This window comes from Anaerosolibacter carboniphilus, assembly GCF_014205875.1.
GTDB classification, from domain to species: domain Bacteria; phylum Bacillota; class Clostridia; order Peptostreptococcales; family Thermotaleaceae; genus Anaerosolibacter; species Anaerosolibacter carboniphilus.
The window spans coordinates 1-16,968 of record NZ_JACHEN010000057.1 but is presented as its reverse complement, the minus strand read 5'-3'; the positions used below and the strand labels follow the sequence as shown (position 1 = coordinate 16,968).

General features: G+C 41.1%; 13 protein-coding genes. 9 read left to right on the top strand and 4 right to left on the bottom strand.

Annotation, left to right across the window (positions count from 1 at the left end):
• Nucleotides 1-116: 116 nt before the first annotated feature.
• A complete protein-coding gene (locus HNQ80_RS24990; protein ID WP_184313891.1) occupies nt 117-794 on the bottom strand; it encodes a metal-dependent hydrolase in 678 nt (225 codons plus the stop codon).
• Between the two features lie 61 nt (nt 795-855).
• On the bottom strand, nt 856-1,527 hold the full coding sequence (locus HNQ80_RS24985; protein ID WP_184313889.1) for an alpha/beta hydrolase: 672 nt from the start codon (nt 1,525-1,527) through the stop codon (nt 856-858).
• 198 nt (nt 1,528-1,725) lie between these two features.
• Between HNQ80_RS24985 and HNQ80_RS24980 the strand changes: the two genes are divergently transcribed.
• The 3 genes from HNQ80_RS24980 to ppx are packed head-to-tail and all read left to right on the top strand — an operon-like array spanning nt 1,726 to nt 6,973.
• Nucleotides 1,726-3,282, top strand: a complete 1,557-nt coding sequence (locus HNQ80_RS24980; RefSeq protein ID WP_184313887.1) for a Ppx/GppA phosphatase family protein — start codon at nt 1,726-1,728, stop codon at nt 3,280-3,282.
• Entirely contained in the window at nt 3,275-5,440 is a 2,166-nt protein-coding gene (locus tag HNQ80_RS24975; protein WP_184313885.1) for an RNA degradosome polyphosphate kinase, read from the top strand. The genes HNQ80_RS24980 and HNQ80_RS24975 overlap by 8 nt, the downstream gene beginning before the upstream one ends.
• Before the next feature lie 15 nt (nt 5,441-5,455).
• Nucleotides 5,456-6,973, top strand: coding sequence for an exopolyphosphatase (ppx, locus tag HNQ80_RS24970; RefSeq protein WP_184313883.1), 1,518 nt, complete (start codon nt 5,456-5,458; stop codon nt 6,971-6,973).
• A 22-nt stretch (nt 6,974-6,995) separates the two neighbouring features.
• Here the strand turns inward: ppx and HNQ80_RS24965 are convergent, their stop codons facing one another.
• Nucleotides 6,996-7,271, bottom strand: coding sequence for a 2Fe-2S iron-sulfur cluster-binding protein (locus HNQ80_RS24965; protein WP_184313881.1), 276 nt, complete (start codon nt 7,269-7,271; stop codon nt 6,996-6,998).
• A 139-nt stretch (nt 7,272-7,410) separates the two neighbouring features.
• Here HNQ80_RS24965 and HNQ80_RS24960 point away from each other — a divergent pair, with 139 nt between their 5' ends.
• A complete protein-coding gene (locus HNQ80_RS24960; protein WP_184313879.1) occupies nt 7,411-8,265 on the top strand; it encodes a metallophosphoesterase in 855 nt (284 codons plus the stop codon).
• Nucleotides 8,266-8,370: 105 nt separating this feature from the next.
• Nucleotides 8,371-10,452, top strand: a complete 2,082-nt coding sequence (locus tag HNQ80_RS24955; RefSeq protein WP_184313877.1) for a methyl-accepting chemotaxis protein — start codon at nt 8,371-8,373, stop codon at nt 10,450-10,452.
• A gap of 32 nt (nt 10,453-10,484) precedes the next feature.
• Here HNQ80_RS24955 and HNQ80_RS24950 read toward each other — a convergent pair whose 3' ends face one another.
• A complete protein-coding gene (locus HNQ80_RS24950) occupies nt 10,485-11,843 on the bottom strand; it encodes a Na+/H+ antiporter NhaC family protein (protein ID WP_184313875.1) in 1,359 nt (452 codons plus the stop codon).
• Between the two features lie 221 nt (nt 11,844-12,064).
• Between HNQ80_RS24950 and pdhA the strand changes: the two genes are divergently transcribed.
• The 4 genes from pdhA to lpdA are packed head-to-tail and all read left to right on the top strand — an operon-like array spanning nt 12,065 to nt 16,827.
• Nucleotides 12,065-13,153 carry a pyruvate dehydrogenase (acetyl-transferring) E1 component subunit alpha gene (pdhA, locus tag HNQ80_RS24945; protein WP_184313873.1) on the top strand — a complete coding sequence of 363 codons (1,089 nt, stop codon included), beginning with the start codon at nt 12,065-12,067 and terminating at the stop codon, nt 13,151-13,153.
• Nucleotides 13,153-14,136, top strand: a complete 984-nt coding sequence (locus HNQ80_RS24940; RefSeq protein WP_184313871.1) for an alpha-ketoacid dehydrogenase subunit beta — start codon at nt 13,153-13,155, stop codon at nt 14,134-14,136. Before pdhA ends, HNQ80_RS24940 begins: the two co-directional genes overlap by 1 nt.
• Nucleotides 14,137-14,149: 13 nt before the next feature.
• Nucleotides 14,150-15,436 (top strand): dihydrolipoamide acetyltransferase family protein, encoded by a 1,287-nt coding sequence (locus HNQ80_RS24935; RefSeq protein ID WP_207727186.1) that lies wholly within the window; start codon nt 14,150-14,152, stop codon nt 15,434-15,436.
• A gap of 20 nt (nt 15,437-15,456) precedes the next feature.
• The gene (lpdA, locus tag HNQ80_RS24930) at nt 15,457-16,827 is read left to right on the top strand and encodes a dihydrolipoyl dehydrogenase (RefSeq protein WP_184313869.1); all 1,371 of its coding nucleotides are present in this window, start codon (nt 15,457-15,459) and stop codon (nt 16,825-16,827) included.
• The last annotated feature ends 141 nt before the right edge of the window (nt 16,828-16,968 follow it).

The window sequence follows — 16,968 nt, the reverse complement described above, 5'->3', positions numbered from 1 at the left end:
AGCCTAAAACCCCCATATCACATGGAATAATCCATGCAATCTGAGGGTTTTAAATTGGTCAAGATTAAATATTTTACTTAATGCAACACTAGAACGCCTTTAGGCGCTTTTTTATATTATAAATGATAGACTTCACCTGGGTTTAGAAGAATTACTTCTGTATTTTTCACACGATCTTTAAAAGCTGAAGGATTTGCTTTGATAACAGGGAAAGTATCGTAGTGCATGGGGATTACTCGCTTTGGTTTAATAAATTCTACGGCACGCACCGCATCCTCAATGTCCATGGTAAAATTGCCTCCTATGGGCAGCATGGCAACATCAATATGTTCTATTTCTAATAACTGCATATCCATTGTTAATCCTGTATCACCGGCATGATAGATTTTCTTTCCGTTGACCTCAATGACAAAGCCACAGGGATTTCCACCATAAATGAGGCCGCCTATGGTCTCTATACCTGATCCATGGAGGGCAGGGGTCATCTTTACAGTTCCAAAATCGAACTTTGTTCGACCGCCGATATGCATGGAATGGGTAGGGATGTCCTTTCCACCTAAATAGGAGGCAATCTCATAATTTGTGATTACGGTAGCATTGCTTTTACCGGAAATCATGGCAGCATCTCCAAGATGATCGCCATGGCCATGGGTTACGAAAATATGGGTAACATGTTGAAAATCAGGGAGTGCCTCTGGTGCTTGAGGGTTGGTAGATAAAAAAGGATCGATCAATGCCTTGAAACTATCCTCTTCTATGTAAAAGCATGCATGACCGAGAAACTGAATTTTCATAGAGTATCAACTCCTTTGTTTTCATATTATTTATTTCATCATACCATATTGATGTTGAACATTATAGATGATTTGATACAAAGGAGACAATATCCTCAAAGATAATAGGCGTCTCCACGCTGCCATAAAAACGATGGCTCGTCCGATCGTAATACCTAATTTCTTTTTGTGGGGTTTTTGCATGATCAAAGATATATTGGGCACTTTTGGCCTTTACAATGGGATCCTTTCTACCTTGAATCACGAACAAAGGCACATCTAATTCTTTTATCAGAGGTTTTGCGGAACGCAGAATTTTAACAAAGTGATAGTTTGCCTTAAGAGGAATTCTGAAAAGTGCTGTATAATCTAGAATCCGGAGATAATCCTTATTCTTAATAGAATTAGAAATATCATGAAGAATATTTTTTCCATCTAGACAATATATAGGTGCACCCATGGTAACCATGCATTTCGGTTGATATCGCTGCGTTAAGTGAAAGGCCAGCAGCCCGCCCATAGAGAAACCAACAACAGCAATATCACTGCATTGTTGAGACAATTCTTTATATCCTTGATGAGCTGATTGAATCCAATCAAGATACGTAGAGCGACGAAGATTCTTTTTAGGCTGATCGCGGACATGGAGGATAGGGCAATGGGTGAGGATATTCTTTTCATTAAATACATCAGCAAGGGGATTCATATCACAAGGGTCACCATTAAAACCATGGAGTAGCAAACAACCTTTCAAAGGGCATCAGATCCTTTCTGTCAAATCCTTTTGTCATAGGCGAGTACAATGGAATTTTCGTAGAAAAGCTATTCCATAACATAGTATTAACAAAAAACCATGGGGCTTATGTTATAATTTAAAACAATTATGATGGCCGAAAAGAAATATGGGTAACATAAATATATGTAATTTTGCCATTAGGAGGAATTAGAGGGAATGAAAAAAAATCAGATTATTGCTGCCATAGATGTGGGTTCCCATGCTTTGAGAATGAAGATTGCTCAAATATCTAATCATGGTCAAATGAAAGCTTTAGAGCTATTAAGATACCCTATTTCCCTGGGAAGAGATACTTATGCCATGGGCAGGGTAAGCTTTAAAACTGTAGATGAAACCTGTGAGATATTAAAGGGATTTAAAAAACTGATGGCAGATTATGGGGTAAAAATGTACCGTGCCATTGCCACCAGTGCTGTAAGAGAAGCACAAAATAGAGACTATATTGCAGATCAGATTCGCTTAAAGACTGGGTTAAACCTTGAAATCATAAGCAATGCGGAAGAACGCTTCTTAACCTATAAGGCGATTAGAGAAAATTTATCTGATCATGAGAAGGTCAGACAGGAAGGTGCCATGATTGTGGATATTGGATCAGGCAGTATTGAAGTCTCTGTATATAGAGGGGGGCATCTGGCCATGAGTCAAAATATTAAATTAGGCTCCTTGCGATTAAGGGAGGTGCTTTCCAGTATAGAGGGAAGAACCCTAAATTTCCCCAAGATTCTTGAGGAATATATCTCCAGTAGCATAGACCAGATCCATGTGATTAAGGAAGAAGAAAAATATGGTAACTTCATTGCATTAGGTGGAGAAATTCGTATTATCAAGGATATTTGTAATAAAGAGAAAGGAAAAGAGCAGGAAAAAATCATTGAAAGGGAACATTTTATCCAGCTCTATGATACGTTGATGGATAAATCCACTTATTCCATCAGTGAGGAATATGGGGTATCCCCTGAAAGAGCAGACATACTTCTGCCATCCATGATGATTTTTAAAAAGTTTTTGGATAAAACCCAAGCCACAGGAATCCATACGCCTTTGGTTTCTTTAAGGGACGGTATTATTTCGGATATCGTAGACAAGAAGTTACATACAAAAAGAGAAGAAGAATTTACTGAGGATATTATTGCCTCCGCTAGAGTTCAAGGAAAAAGATATGAATATGACGAGGCCCATGCTCGGGAGGTAGAAGCCAAAGCTCTACTACTTTTTGACGAATTAAAAAAACTGCACGGGTTGGGAAAACGGGAAAAATTGCTGCTTCAATTGGCAGCGATTCTCCATGATATTGGAAAATATATCGACCTAAATAGGCATTATGTTCATTCCTATCACATTATTATGGCATTAGAGTTGATGGGGATATCGTGGGAGGAAAAGCAAATTATTGCCAATGTTGCTCGATATCATAGTCGTGCAGTGCCCAATGATTACGATGAAAACTTCAAAGAACTCAACGGAAAAAATAAGGTCATTGCAGCGAAACTCATTGCGATCATACGGTTGGCAGACTCCCTGGATAGAAGCCATAAGCAAAAGGTAAAAGAAATGAGAATTGTATTGGATGATAAAAAGGTTCTTGTGAAAGTAAATGTGGCAGATGATTTTCTGCTAGAAGAATGGACATTTGAAACCAAGGCAGAATTCTTTGAAGAAGTATTCGGTGTCACACCTGTACTAAAGACGAAAAGGATGATGAAACATGGCTAAAATCAATGATCAACAGGCGGAGTACTTTATCAATCGGGAATTGAGCTGGTTGGAATTCAACGATAGGGTTCTTCAAGAAGCAAGAAACAGTAAAAATCCCCTCTTTGAGCGATTGAAATTTCTTGCTATCGTAAGCTCCAATTTGGATGAATTCTTTATGATTCGCGTAGCTTCACTAAAACATCAGGTTCACGTGGGCTTTCAGAAGCCTGATCCTTCGGGTTTATCACCAAAACAGCAACTAAAGAAAATATCTCTGAGAACTCATAAAATGGTGGATGAACAATACACTTCTTTTCAACGAGCCCTTGTTCCTGGTTTAAAAAGAAATGATATTTCGATTGTGAATCGAGAAAATTTAACGGCCTCCCAAAGAGATTATCTAGAAACATATTTTACAGAAGTGGTGTATCCTGTTTTGACACCGATGGCGGTGGATTCCAGCAGACCCTTTCCGCTAATTCTAAATAAGAGTTTAAATCTGGGTATTCTGATAGAGAATAAGAGCTCTGAAAAGGATTATACCTTTGCAACGGTGCAAGCCCCATCTGTATTGCCGAGAATGGTATCATTGCCTACCGAGAGGCCAGAAAGCAAGAGCTTTATTTTTCTCGAGGAAATTGTGGCCATGTTTATTCAAAGACTGTTTACAGGTCATAAGGTAATTTGTGCTTACCCCTATCGAATTACACGGGACGCAGATCTAAGCATCCAAGAGGAGGAAGCGGAAGATTTATTGATGGAAATTGAAAAATCGCTGAAAAAAAGGAAATGGGGTTCAGCGATACGTCTTGAAGTAGACTTTGAAATGGATGAACGTTTGGTACATATTTTAAAAACCGTTTTGGAAATTCATCATGGGGATATATACTATATCAATGGCCCTATCGACCTCACCTTTTTAATGAAGATGTATAACTTGGAGGGCTATGACGGACTGAAGTATCTTCCCTATGTTCCTCAGACACCGTTGGCTCTCTTAGAGGGAGAAAATATATTTCAAACTATTCATAAGGGTGACATTTTGATGCATCATCCCTTTGAATCCTTTGAGCCAGTGGTGGAATTTATTCACAGAGCTGCCGCAGACCCAAAGGTATTAGCGATTAAACAAACACTCTACCGTGTCAGTGGAGATTCTCCCATTGTGAAGGCATTGGCAGAGGCTGCTGAAAGGGGAAAACAGGTAACCGTTCTTGTGGAGGTAAAGGCTCGATTTGATGAGGAAAACAACATCCAGTGGGCAAAGCGCTTAGAACAATCGGGGTGTCATGTCATTTACGGCCTCGTTGGTTTGAAAACCCATTGCAAGATTACCTTGGTGGTGAGAATGGAATCGGATGGCGTACGAAGATATGTTCATTTGGGAACAGGAAATTATAATGATATAACAGCAAAATTCTATACAGATCTAGGGCTATTTACCTGCAATGCCTATTACGGCGCAGATGCTTCGGCTCTGTTTAATATGCTCTCTGGATACTCAGAGACCCCTGGTTGGTATCGATTGGAAGCTGCACCAAAAGGTTTGAGAAAGAGATTTATTCAATTGATAGAAAATGAAATCAAAAACGCTATAGATGGTAAAAACGCTCGTATTGTGGCTAAGATGAATTCTTTGGTGGATACAGAACTTATTATGTTGCTATACAAGGCCTCTATCGCTGGCGTGAAAATTGATTTGATCATACGGGGGATTTGCTGTCTGAAGCCTGGGTTATCGGGAGTCAGTGAAAACATTACTGTCAGAAGCATTGTGGGAAGATTTTTAGAACATAGCAGGATTTTTTATTTCTACAATAATGGCAGGGAGGATGTCTTCTTATCCAGCGCAGACTGGATGCCTAGGAATTTAGATCGTAGAGTAGAGCTGTTATTTCCTGTAGAGAGCAAGGAACTAAGACAGCAGGTGATAAAGATTTTGGCATTGAATTTGGAGGATACAGTAAAGGCAAGATTGCTCAACAGTGAAGGAAAGTATAAAAAAATAGATCGCAGGGGAAAGGGCTGGATAGATTCACAGAACTATTTTTGTGAAGTTGCCCACCATACCACGAAGAGATATAATGAGGAAAAGACCACATCCATATTTCAACCTGTTTTATCTAACCATTCTGCATTGCATCAGGAGATAGCGGTGGATCGTGAAGAAGAATAAAGGTGGAATGAACAAATGCATAATAAAATTGCCATTATAGATCTGGGCTCTAACTCAATCCGAATGATCATTATGAAGATCTATGAGGATGGATCCTATAAAATGATTGATCAAGCTAAAGAAATGGTGCGCCTTAGTGAGGGCATGGGGGAAGAAATGAGTTTGAAGCCTCTGGCCATTAAGAGAACCATTTATGTCTTAAAGCTATTTAAAAAGCTAATAGAAGCCCACCAGGTAGATAGAATATTTACTGTAGCAACAGCAGCTGTGAGAAACGCTAGCAATCAAAAGTTTTTTTTAGATAAGGTAAAATTGGAAACAGGATTTGATTTTGAAGTAATCTCTGGTGAGACGGAGGCTTACTATGATTATTTGGGTGTCATCAATACCATTGACATAGCAGATTGTGTGATCATTGATATTGGCGGCGCCAGTACAGAATTGGTTTGGGTAGAGAACCGGCGGTATAAGGAGGCTGTGAGCCTGCCCTACGGCGCTGTGGTTTTGACAGAAAAATTTTTAGATGAGGATGTCATTACGCAAGAAAAATTAAAAAAGCTTGAGCAGTTCATGGAAAAGCAGTACGGGCAAGTAAAATGGCTAAAGCAAGTGATCGGTTTACCCATCGTAGGCTTGGGGGGGTCTATTCGGAGCTTGGCAAAAATTGATAAAAAGAAAATAGGATTCCCATTGGAAAGTCTCCATAATTATCAGATGGAGGAGCGAGAAGTAGATTATGCTTATCAAATGGTGACAAAGGCGGGTTTAGAGGAAAGAAAAAATATACCAGGTGTTGGAAAAGAGCGGGCAGATATTATTGTAGGTGGATTGGTACCTATTAAGACCTTAATGGGCTATCTAAAAACAGAAAAGCTGATTGTTAGTGGGAATGGATTAAGGGAAGGGGTGTTTTTTCAAAATTACTTAAAGGTTTTGAACTACGAAGATGAGATTATCGGGGATGTGCTGTTTCATAGTGTAGAAAACAATCTAAGGAATTATGAAGTAAATAAGGATCATTGCTTTCATGTGCAAAAGCTGGCTCTATCGATTTTTGATCAAACAAAGGAGATCCATGGTATGGGAGAATGGGAGAGAAAGCTTCTGGCGGTTGGAAGTCTGCTCCATGACATCGGGATGTATGTAGATTATTATAATCATCATAAACACGGGTTTTATCTTACCTTAAATTCAAGGCTGAATGGCTTGCGTAATAGGGAATTGGTGATGTGTGCCTTTATTGTGGCCATGCATCGAAACGAAGAATTTAAGGGGGATTGGAAGGATTATAATATGCTCATCGATAAAAATGATTATGATACTGTGAAGAAGCTGAGCTGGTTTGCCCGTATTGCGGAAAAACTAGATCGCAGTGAATCTGGCAGTGTAGGGGATGTAGGGTGCTACCTTACTCAGGATAGCCTCCAAATAATGTTAAAAACCAACAGTACAGCTGAGCTAGAGATAGCCGCGGCCATGAAAAGTGAGAAATTTTTCGAGAAGATGTTTCGTAAGAAGCTATATATCGTGTAAAATAGCTAGAGCAATCCTCTAGCTATTTATGTACCAATTCGATAATGGTATCTTCCGTGGCCTCTACTTCACAGGCTAAACGATAGCCTTTGGATAAGTTTTCTTCGCCCAACAATTTTTTCTCTTGCTTCGTGGGTTTAGACAGGGTGCCTTCTAGAATTTTGACGATACATTTTCCGCATTTACCCTTGCCATCACAGGAGTCTTTTATTTTTACCCTGGCAGATTTAGCCACCTTTAATAGGGTATCCGGTTCTTCAATTTCTATATTACTTATGAATTTCACTTTAATGCTCAAGATAACCCTTCTTTCTTTTTTATATTAATGTTATCATATTCGGGGTGAACGCAGTAAATACATTATATTCCTACAGCGGTTAATAAAGGAAAAAGGATTTCATTGAAAGAGGGATCATAAAGAAATGAGAGGGTTAAAAATGGCTAGTATCTTAATACTTGTATTGGTAATACTCCTCGGCTTTTTATACTTTGAAAACAGTATCTTGTCGACTAGTAATTATGAAATCTACTTTGATGGGTTGCCTAAATGCTTTGATGGATACAAGATTGTGCATTTATCTGATTTACATAATAAACTCTTTGGTAGAAACCAGGAAAGACTGGTCGAAGCTATAAAAAAAGCCAAACCTGATATGATTGCCATTACTGGAGATTTAGTAGATCGCAGGCACTATCGTGAAGATGTCAGCATGATATTAATCAAAGAATGCATAAAAATAGCACCTGTTTATTTTGTAACGGGAAATCATGAATGGTGGTCAGGTAAATATGAAGGGCTTGAGCTGAAATTGCAAGCCCAGGGTGTAATGATTCTAGATGACAGAAGTAGGATTATTCATAGGGATAATGAATGGATCTACATCATAGGTATTGATGATGCTGCAAAGAACATACCCAAATATGGAGGAAAGAAGGAACAGGAAATATTGAAAGAAACTTTAGAGACAGCCCTCAAGGATACCCAAAGGGAGAGATTTAGAATATTATTGAGTCATCGACCAGAAAAGATGGATCTCTACGAAAGTACGGAAGTAGACTTAGTTCTTTCTGGACACGTCCATGGAGGACAATGGCGCATACCAGGGATGGGTGGACTTTTGGCGCCTGGGCAGGGTTTTTTTCCTGAATATGATGGTGGACTTTATCATAAAGGGAAAACGACTATGGTAATCAGCCGTGGACTTGGAAATAGCATTATACCCATACGACTCTTCAACAGGCCGGAGATTGTAATCATTACATTAAAAAGTGAGCAAAATCGAGAAAATTAAACAGAAAATTAAAAAGCCCTCTACTTATGACAAGAACCGACAAAAAAATCAGTCGATTTTTGTTAAAGTATTGTTATAATTCGCTGATAAAGGGAGAGGGTTCATGTGAAAGTGGAGAACAAGGTCAGATTTGGCATTGGAAGGCAGTTTCTAGTATTTTCTGTTTTGCTCATTACAATTCCTTTGATATGCCTAGGCGTAATCTCATATATACGATCCATTGAAATCATTGAAGAGAATCTAAAGTATTCCAGCCAACAGATGCTAAGAGAGATGACATCGTCGGTTCATATTTATATGGAGGGATTTGAAAAGGGATTGGAAAGAATGTCTAGTCAAGCCAGCGTTCAAACTCTGACAGATGCTCCCGATGCAGTTTCTTCAGCGACTCAAGCAGGAGGAGGGGAGTCAAGCACTAGCACTCTTAATGAGGAATCGCTGAAATGGTTGATCAAGGATTTTGTTAGCTATATTGAAGCCAATGAAGATGTAAAGCATGTATACATCGGAACCAAGAATAAAGATATGATCATATATCCTGAGTTTAAATTTGAGCAAGGTTATGATCCTACTACAAGGGAATGGTATAAGGACGCGGTCAGTAAGAAAGGATTAATATGGACGAAACCCTATAAAGATGCTGTGTCAAATGAAATGATTATATCTGCGGCATTGCCTATCTATTACCAGGAGCGTCCAGAGGAAATTTTCGGTGTATTGGCCATAGACCTTTCTATGAAAGACTTGACGAATAGGATTAATAAAACCCAAGTGGGTAAGAAGGGATATCCAGTCATCTTGGATAATCAAGGCAACACATTGATTCATAAGGATGCGGCTTTGATTGGCAAGCCTTTACCCTCTGAAGAAATTAATGCGGCCATTCGTGGCAATAAAGAGGGTTATGTGGATTATTTATGGAGAGAAGATGGGAAAAGCTTTGAGAAGTTTGCAGTATATACCTTCATTGAAGATTTGGATTGGACAATCCTGACGACCATGTATGTGGATGAAGTTGCCAATGATGCCAAGGGGCTACTCCATAGTGCATTACTTATAGGTGGAATATCCTTACTCATTGCATTGATTCTTTCCGCTATATTCTCAAGAAGTTTGACGAAACGAATGGAAGGCTTTCTATTACATATGAACAGGGTAAAAGAAGGGGACCTTAGTGGAACGTTTATCATCCGTTCAAGGGATGAGATTGGCAGTCTTGCATCATCCTTCAATGGAACGATCAACGAGATTAGCATCCTTATTGAAAAGGTACAGCATGCCGCAAAGGATGTTTCTGCGTCTTCTCTCAGATTGGCCTCCTCCTCTCAAGAATCCAGCGCGTCTATTGAAAGTCTGAGCCATACGGTAGAGGAAATTGCCGAAGGGGCCTCAAAGCAGGCAACGGATGCTCAAACGGGTGCTGAGCAGGTGCGGGAGATTGCTCAAGAATTTGATCAGTTAGCGCTGGATACGGACAACATGTTGATTGCGACGAAGGAAATAATGGATATTAATCACATAAGCTTAAAGGATTTGGAGTACCTAGATGAAAAGACACGCTTCAATAATGCCGCCACAGAGAAGATTGAGGTAACTGTAAAGGAATTGGAGAATGATAGTAAAAATATTGGCATGATCATCGATACGATTGGAAACATTGCAGAACAAACCAATTTGTTGGCTTTAAATGCATCCATTGAGGCTGCTAGAGCTGGAGAACACGGCAAGGGATTCGCCGTTGTAGCAGATGAGATTCGGAAGCTTGCGGAGGGGTCTAGACAAGCTGCTGAAGAGATTCGAGAAATCATTTTGAGTATTCAAAAGGAAAGTGGAAATACCTCTAGGGTGATGGAGGAGGTAAAGATCAGTTCTTTAGAACAGACTAAGGCCGTTGAAAAAGTAAATGAAAGCTTTGGCAAAATATTTAAATCTATTGAAAGCATTATGGACAAGATCGAATCCATTGGAAAAATGACAGGAAACATTAATCATAAGAAGAATGCTCTGGTGGGAGTGATAGAAGATATTTGGTCTGTGGCCCAAACCGCTTCTGCAGCCACGGAGGAAGCCACAGCTTCTATGGAGCAGCAATCGGCTTCTGCCGAGGAAGTATCGCAAGAGGCCAACGCATTAAATGAACTGGCGATCAAACTGGCTGAAGAGGTCAGTAGATTTAAAACAAGATAATGGTATAAAAAACATGCAAAGAAGCCTTGGTCTTAAGACCAAGGCTTCTTTGATATACCTAAATATCCATAGGCAAGGGTAAAGAGGGGAAGTAAATAAGGCAATAAAGAATAAGGCGCAAACTGAAGTACAGAAATACCAAACATGGCAGTAATCATAACACCATTTACATTCCAAGGGATGAGAGGTACAAGAACTATGCCGGAATCGGCAATTGTTCTTGCCAGGGTATTTCGAGATACATGGTTACGCTCATAGATATTTTGAAGAAACTTACCAGGTATGATCACTGCTAAGGTCTGATTGCAGGTCACCACTGCGATCATGAAGCTCAAGAAGGAAGTATGAAGGATGAGGGAGCCTACACCTTTTATTTTTGTAACAAACTGATGCATAAGAGGCTCGATCATATGGGTCCCATCCAGTATACCGTTAAGGGCAGTGGATGCAGCAATAATTAGGATGACATTTTTCATAGAGAGCAACCCGCCGCCGGAGAGAATGGCAGAAATAGTAGGATCCGCAGGATGGAATCCAAGCAGTCCAGCCTTGATCGATTGGGAAAAAGTGAACTGATTTTGGATGATTATGCATACAACGGTGGCAAGTAAACCCATTCCTAGGCTTTTCACCATAGGGAATCGAAAGATAGCCATCAACATAATGGTCATTGGTGGAATCAACAGCAAAATATCCACAGGGAAATGATAAATCAATGTTTGTTGAAGGGCTTCCAACTCAGGGTTTGGCCCAGCCATCAAAAAGGACTTTCCAGCGATGCCGTAAAATGCTGTACAAATGATGAAAACAGGTATTGTGGTTGACATCATATGGCGGAGGTTATCCACTAACTTTGTTTCCGTGATAACGGCTGTCAAATTGGCGCTGCTGGACATGGGAGATGTCCGATCACCCAAGTAGCCTCCTGATACAATGGCACCTACCAATAGGGGGAGAGGAATACCCAAGCCCTTTCCAATACCTGCCAATGCCATGCCTATAGTACTGATGGTACCTAGAGAGGTGCCTAAGACCATGGAGATCATGCTAGTAATTAAGAAGGCAGCCAGAAGAAAGTTAAGATTTGCTAAATATCGAAAGCCTAAATACATCATGGTGGGGATGGTTCCTCCCAGCATCCAGAGCCCAATGAGGATGCCGATCAAGGCCATCATGAGTAAAACAATCCAAGCGTTCTTTACTCCTTGAAACATCATGCAAGCGATTTCCTGAGGAGAATAGCCATGGCGATATACGACATATGAGGTGAAGATCAGCCCCACAAGCAGGCCATAATAGGCTGAATATCCTAATTGTATCGCCAGCAGAATGCCACATACAATAACGAAGATGATGCCATAGGTTCGTCCAATGCTGATTTTGCTTTTCATGGAAGGCTCCTTTTCTTTTTGGTTTCATCATTATTATACGTTATAAGGCAAGAAATGGAAATGGTAAAACAAATAGTCAGGAAAATGAAAGTAAATCATCTGCAGATTTCATGGGTATGTTGGACACTCAAAAGACATATCTTGTAAAATGGCGAACAAATCTGTTTAAATAGCTTGCAAATGGCTATATATGGAATAGATGTTATAAAGGAGGGAACGTTATGCTTGTTGATCAGTATAATCCATTCGAAGGAAAAATGCTGCAGATTTTGGACAAAGACGGTAATGTGCTGGATGAAAACCTAGTACCTCAGATTCCAGAGGAAGACCTGGTAAAACTTATGAGAACCATGTTATATACAAGAATAGCAGACAGAAAGGCCCTCATGTATCAAAGACAGGGAAGAATGCTTACTTATGCGCCAAATGAGGGCCAGGAGGCTTGCCAGGTAGGAAGTGCCTATGCTTTGGAAAAAAAGGACTGGATGGCACCGGCTTTTCGAGAATTAGGGGCTTGGCTGCAGCGAGGAGTAGATTTAAAGACGATTTATCTCTATTGGTATGGAAATGAAATGGGAAGCAAGGTATCGGAAGATATAAGAATTCTTCCCGTATCGGTACCTATATCCTCTCAACTCCTCCATGCAGTAGGGTTAGCTATGGCAGCAAAAAAACGAGGACTCGATGAAGTATCTATCGCATACTTTGGAGATGGTGGCACTTCAGAGGGTGACTTTCACGAGGCGTTAAATCTTGCCGGCGTGTATAAAGCGGCTACCGTATTCTTTTGTCAAAACAATCAATGGTCTATATCGGTACCGAAACACTTCCAGACAGCATCGGAAACTTTTGCTCAGAAAGCTTACGCCTATGGGTTTAAAGGGATCAAGGTGGATGGGAATGATATCCTAGCGGTTTATGCTGCCACGAAGGAAGCCATAGAACGAGGACGAAGAGGCGAAGGTCCTACTTTAATAGAAGGCTATACCTATCGGCTAGGACCTCATACCACCTCCGATGATCCCACACGGTATCGTGAAGAGCAGGAAGTAGATGAATGGAGGGAAAAGGATCCGATCAAACGCTTTAGAAGCTATTTAGTAGGCAAGGGGCTTTGGAATGAAGAGATGGAGGTACAGTTTGCTCAGGCAGTGGATGAAGAGGTAGAGCGGATCTTTAAGGAAGTAGAACAGTCAGGGAACACATTGTTTGATGATATTTTTAAATACCAGTATGAAAAAATGACGCCGCTATTGGAAGAAGAGTATGAAGAATATAAGGCCTTCTTTGAGGAAAGGGGGATGTTGTAATGCCAGTATTAAATAATGTGCAGGCTGTAAATTATGCTTTGATGCAGGAGATGGAAAGAGATCCTTCCGTTATTGTATTTGGAGAGGATGCAGGCTATGAAGGAGGCGTTTTTAGAGCTACAGTGGATTTGCAGGAGAAGTTTGGTGTGGAAAGGTGCTTTGATACACCAATCTCCGAATCAGGGATTGTGGGAGCTGCGGTTGGGATGGCCATCAATGGACTAAAGCCCGTTGTAGAACTGCAATTCTGTGGGTTCACCTATCCAGCATTGAATCAGATCATTAGTCATGTATCCCGCATGAGAAATCGTTCCAGAGGTCGTTTTACATTGCCTATGGTGATCCGCTTTCCGTCGGGTGGCGGCATCAGGGCCCTAGAGCACCATTCGGAGAGCCCTGAGGTATTGTTTGCCCATATTCCTGGATTGAAAGTTGTGATGCCCTCAACCCCTTACGATATGAAGGGCTTGCTGATAGCAGCCATTCGAGATCCTGATCCTGTCATCTTTATGGAACCAAAACGGATTTATCGGGCATTTAAACAGGAAGTGCCTGAAGAGGATTATGTCATAGAAATTGGTAAGGCAAGCGTTGTAAAGGAAGGCGAAGATTTGACCATTGTAACCTGGGGTGCCATGGTAAGAGATACATTGAAAGCCGTGGAAGAGGCCAATAAGAAAGGTATTTATCCAGAGGTCATCGATTTGAGAACCATATCTCCCCTAGACCAGGAGGCCATCATTCAATCTGTGAAAAAGACAGGAAGAATTCTGGTTGTGCAAGAAGCTGTAAAGAGCTTTGGCGTAGCTTCGGAAATTATTGCCTTGGTCAACGAAAAATCATTTCTTCATCTGGAGGCTCCGCCTGCCAGGGTAGCTGCACCAGACATTATCGTGCCGCTGCCAAGGGGTGAACAGTATTATATGCCGAGCCCTGATATGATCTATAAAAAAATCTTAGAAGTTGTAAATTTCTTAACATAAAGGGGGCGATCATATGATTCAAGAATTTAAGTTTCCAGATATTGGGGAAGGTATTCATGAAGGAAAGCTTCTCAAGTGGCATATGAAGGTTGGCGATATGATTCAAGCGGGGGATACCATTGCTGAGGTGGAAACCGATAAAGTGAATGCGGAGCTCCCATCACCTTACACCGGGAAAGTAACGGCTTTGCTTGCTGAAGAAGGCGGCGAAATCTATGTTGGGCAGGTATTAATCAAGGTGGATACAGGAGCTGATGAAGAGAGTCAAAATCAAAAAGTTGAGCGTGTGGCCGAGGAAAATGCAGGAGTTGTGGGGGCACTAGAAGCATCCTCAGAAGTGATTCCTGCCAGCTCTGAGGGGAGAAAGCAGGAAACGGTTGTAACAGAGAAAAGGAAAGTATTGGCTACACCTGTGGCGAGGAAGATGGCCCATGATTTAGGAGTTGACCTTACAACGATTCGTGGAACAGGACCAGGTGGCAGGGTGATGAAGGCGGATATCCGTGCCGCTGCGGAAAGACCTCAAACCATAACAACTGTAGATTCTCAGCCTGAGAAAAAGGTTGATTTAAAGATGGTGACAGGATCTAATCATGGAGATTTGATAGAAAGAGTGCCCCTCACCATGTTAAGAAAAACCATTGCGAAAAAGATGGTGCAATCCAAATATACAGCACCCCATGCTACGGCCATGGATGAAATAGATGTGACGGAATTGGTGAAATTTAGGGAAAACGCCAAAGATCATTTTGGTCCCGAAGAAAATATTCATTTAACCTTTATGCCCTTTATCATGAAGGCCATTGTTTTGGCATTAAAAAAGAATCCCAAGATCAATAGCTCCTTAGATGAGGAAGCAGAAGAGATTGTATTGAAAAAATACTATCACCTTGGAATCGCCGTAGATACGGAGGAAGGGTTGATGGTGCCTGTGATCCGTAATGTAGATCAGAAGAGCATTGTTGCATTGGCTCAAGATTTGGAGGATCTAAGCCAACGGGCAAGAGCAAGGAAGCTGATCATTGATGAATTGAAGGACAGCACCTTCTCTATCACCAATTACGGTGCGGTGGGATCGATCTTTGGCGTGCCTGTTATCAATTATCCAGAGGTTGCCATTATGGGTATCGGTAAGATCAGCAAAAAGCCCGTCGTACTGGAGGATAAACTGGTGCTCCGCCACATGCTTCCAGTGTCTATGTCCTTTGATCATCGGGTGGTAGATGGCGGCGATGCAGGACGGTTTATGAATGACGTGAAGAAGTATTTGAGTGATCCCTATAGATTATTACTTCTATAGGCACAAGGAGTGATACACAAATGTATGATGTAATCGTAGTAGGTGGCGGACCTGGAGGCTATGTGGCAGCCATCAAGGCAGCCCAGTTAGGCATGAAGGCCGCTTTGGTAGAAAAGGATGAAATTGGTGGTGTTTGTTTGAATTGGGGCTGTATCCCCACCAAGGCCCTATTGAAAAATGCCAGGGTGTATCAGGAGATTTTGAAGGGAGATTTCTTTGGTATCGAAGGCATTGAAAAGAATAATTTAAAGATCAATTGGGAACAGATGGGGAATCGAAAGGATATGGTGGTAAAGCGTCTTGTCAACGGCGTAAAGGGACTATTGAAGAAAAATGGTGTGGATGTTTTTATGGGCACAGGTATCTTTAAAGACAAGGAGACTATCGTTGTAGGGGATAAAATCTTAAAGACCAAGCACCTAATCATTGCCACTGGATCAAGGCCATCTATTCCCAATATAGAAGGGCTCTATTTGTCCATGGAAAAAGGGATTGCCATTACCAGTAAGGGAGCCCTGCAATTGAATGCGGTACCAAAGCGTATGGTGATTTTAGGCGGAGGTGTTATTTCCGTTGAGTTTGCTACTCTTTTCAACGCATTGGGAACGAAGGTTACTTTGCTCCAGCGGTCGAGCCGAATTCTAAAAGACACTGATGAGGAATTAGCATTAGCCCTGCAGAAACATTTGATAGATCAAGGGGTTCAGATCATTACCAATTGCCAATTGAAAAAGGTAGAAGAGGATAAGGTAATCTGCCAGGTAGACGGCAAAGAAGTAAATTATTCTGGAGAGAAGATTTTGGTAAGCTTGGGGAGACAGCCCAATGTGGAAGGTATGGAATCTCTTGGAATTGTCTATGACAAAAAAGGAATCAAAGTGGATGCCTATTTGGAAACCAACGTACCAAACGTTTATGCCATTGGAGATGTGAATGGCAAGTATCAGTTAGCCCATTTGGCTTCTGCTGAGGGAATCACAGCGGTAGAGAATATCGCAGGCAAAAAGAGCAGTATCAACTACAAGTTGGTACCATCCTGCATATATAGCTTCCCAGAGCTGGCAGCTGTTGGAATGACAGAGGCGGAAGCCAAGGAGGAAGGCTATGATGTGGTGGTGAGTAAATTTCCACTCAGTGCCAATGGAAAGGCATTGGCGGAGGGAGAGAGCATCGGATTCGTGAAGATCATCGCAGAAAAGCAGTATGGAGAAATTTTAGGGGTCCATATCATGGCGGTCCATGCCACGGATATGATCTCAGAAGCAGTGGTGTCCATGGAAATGGAAGGAACAGTCCATGATGTAGCAAAGGCAATTCATCCCCATCCAACCCTATCGGAAATTGTCATGGAAGCAGCCCATGGGGCTATTGATAAACCCATTCATTATTAGATGATTGTAGGGGTGATATGTGATTCCTCTGTAAAATGGTAGATCATTGTAGACCAGCCACCAAAAGTCAATATAAATTTTTTAAAAAAACTAGAGAAATCAAGTTGATAGAAAATAGGCATAACAAATAAGCCAAAGAAA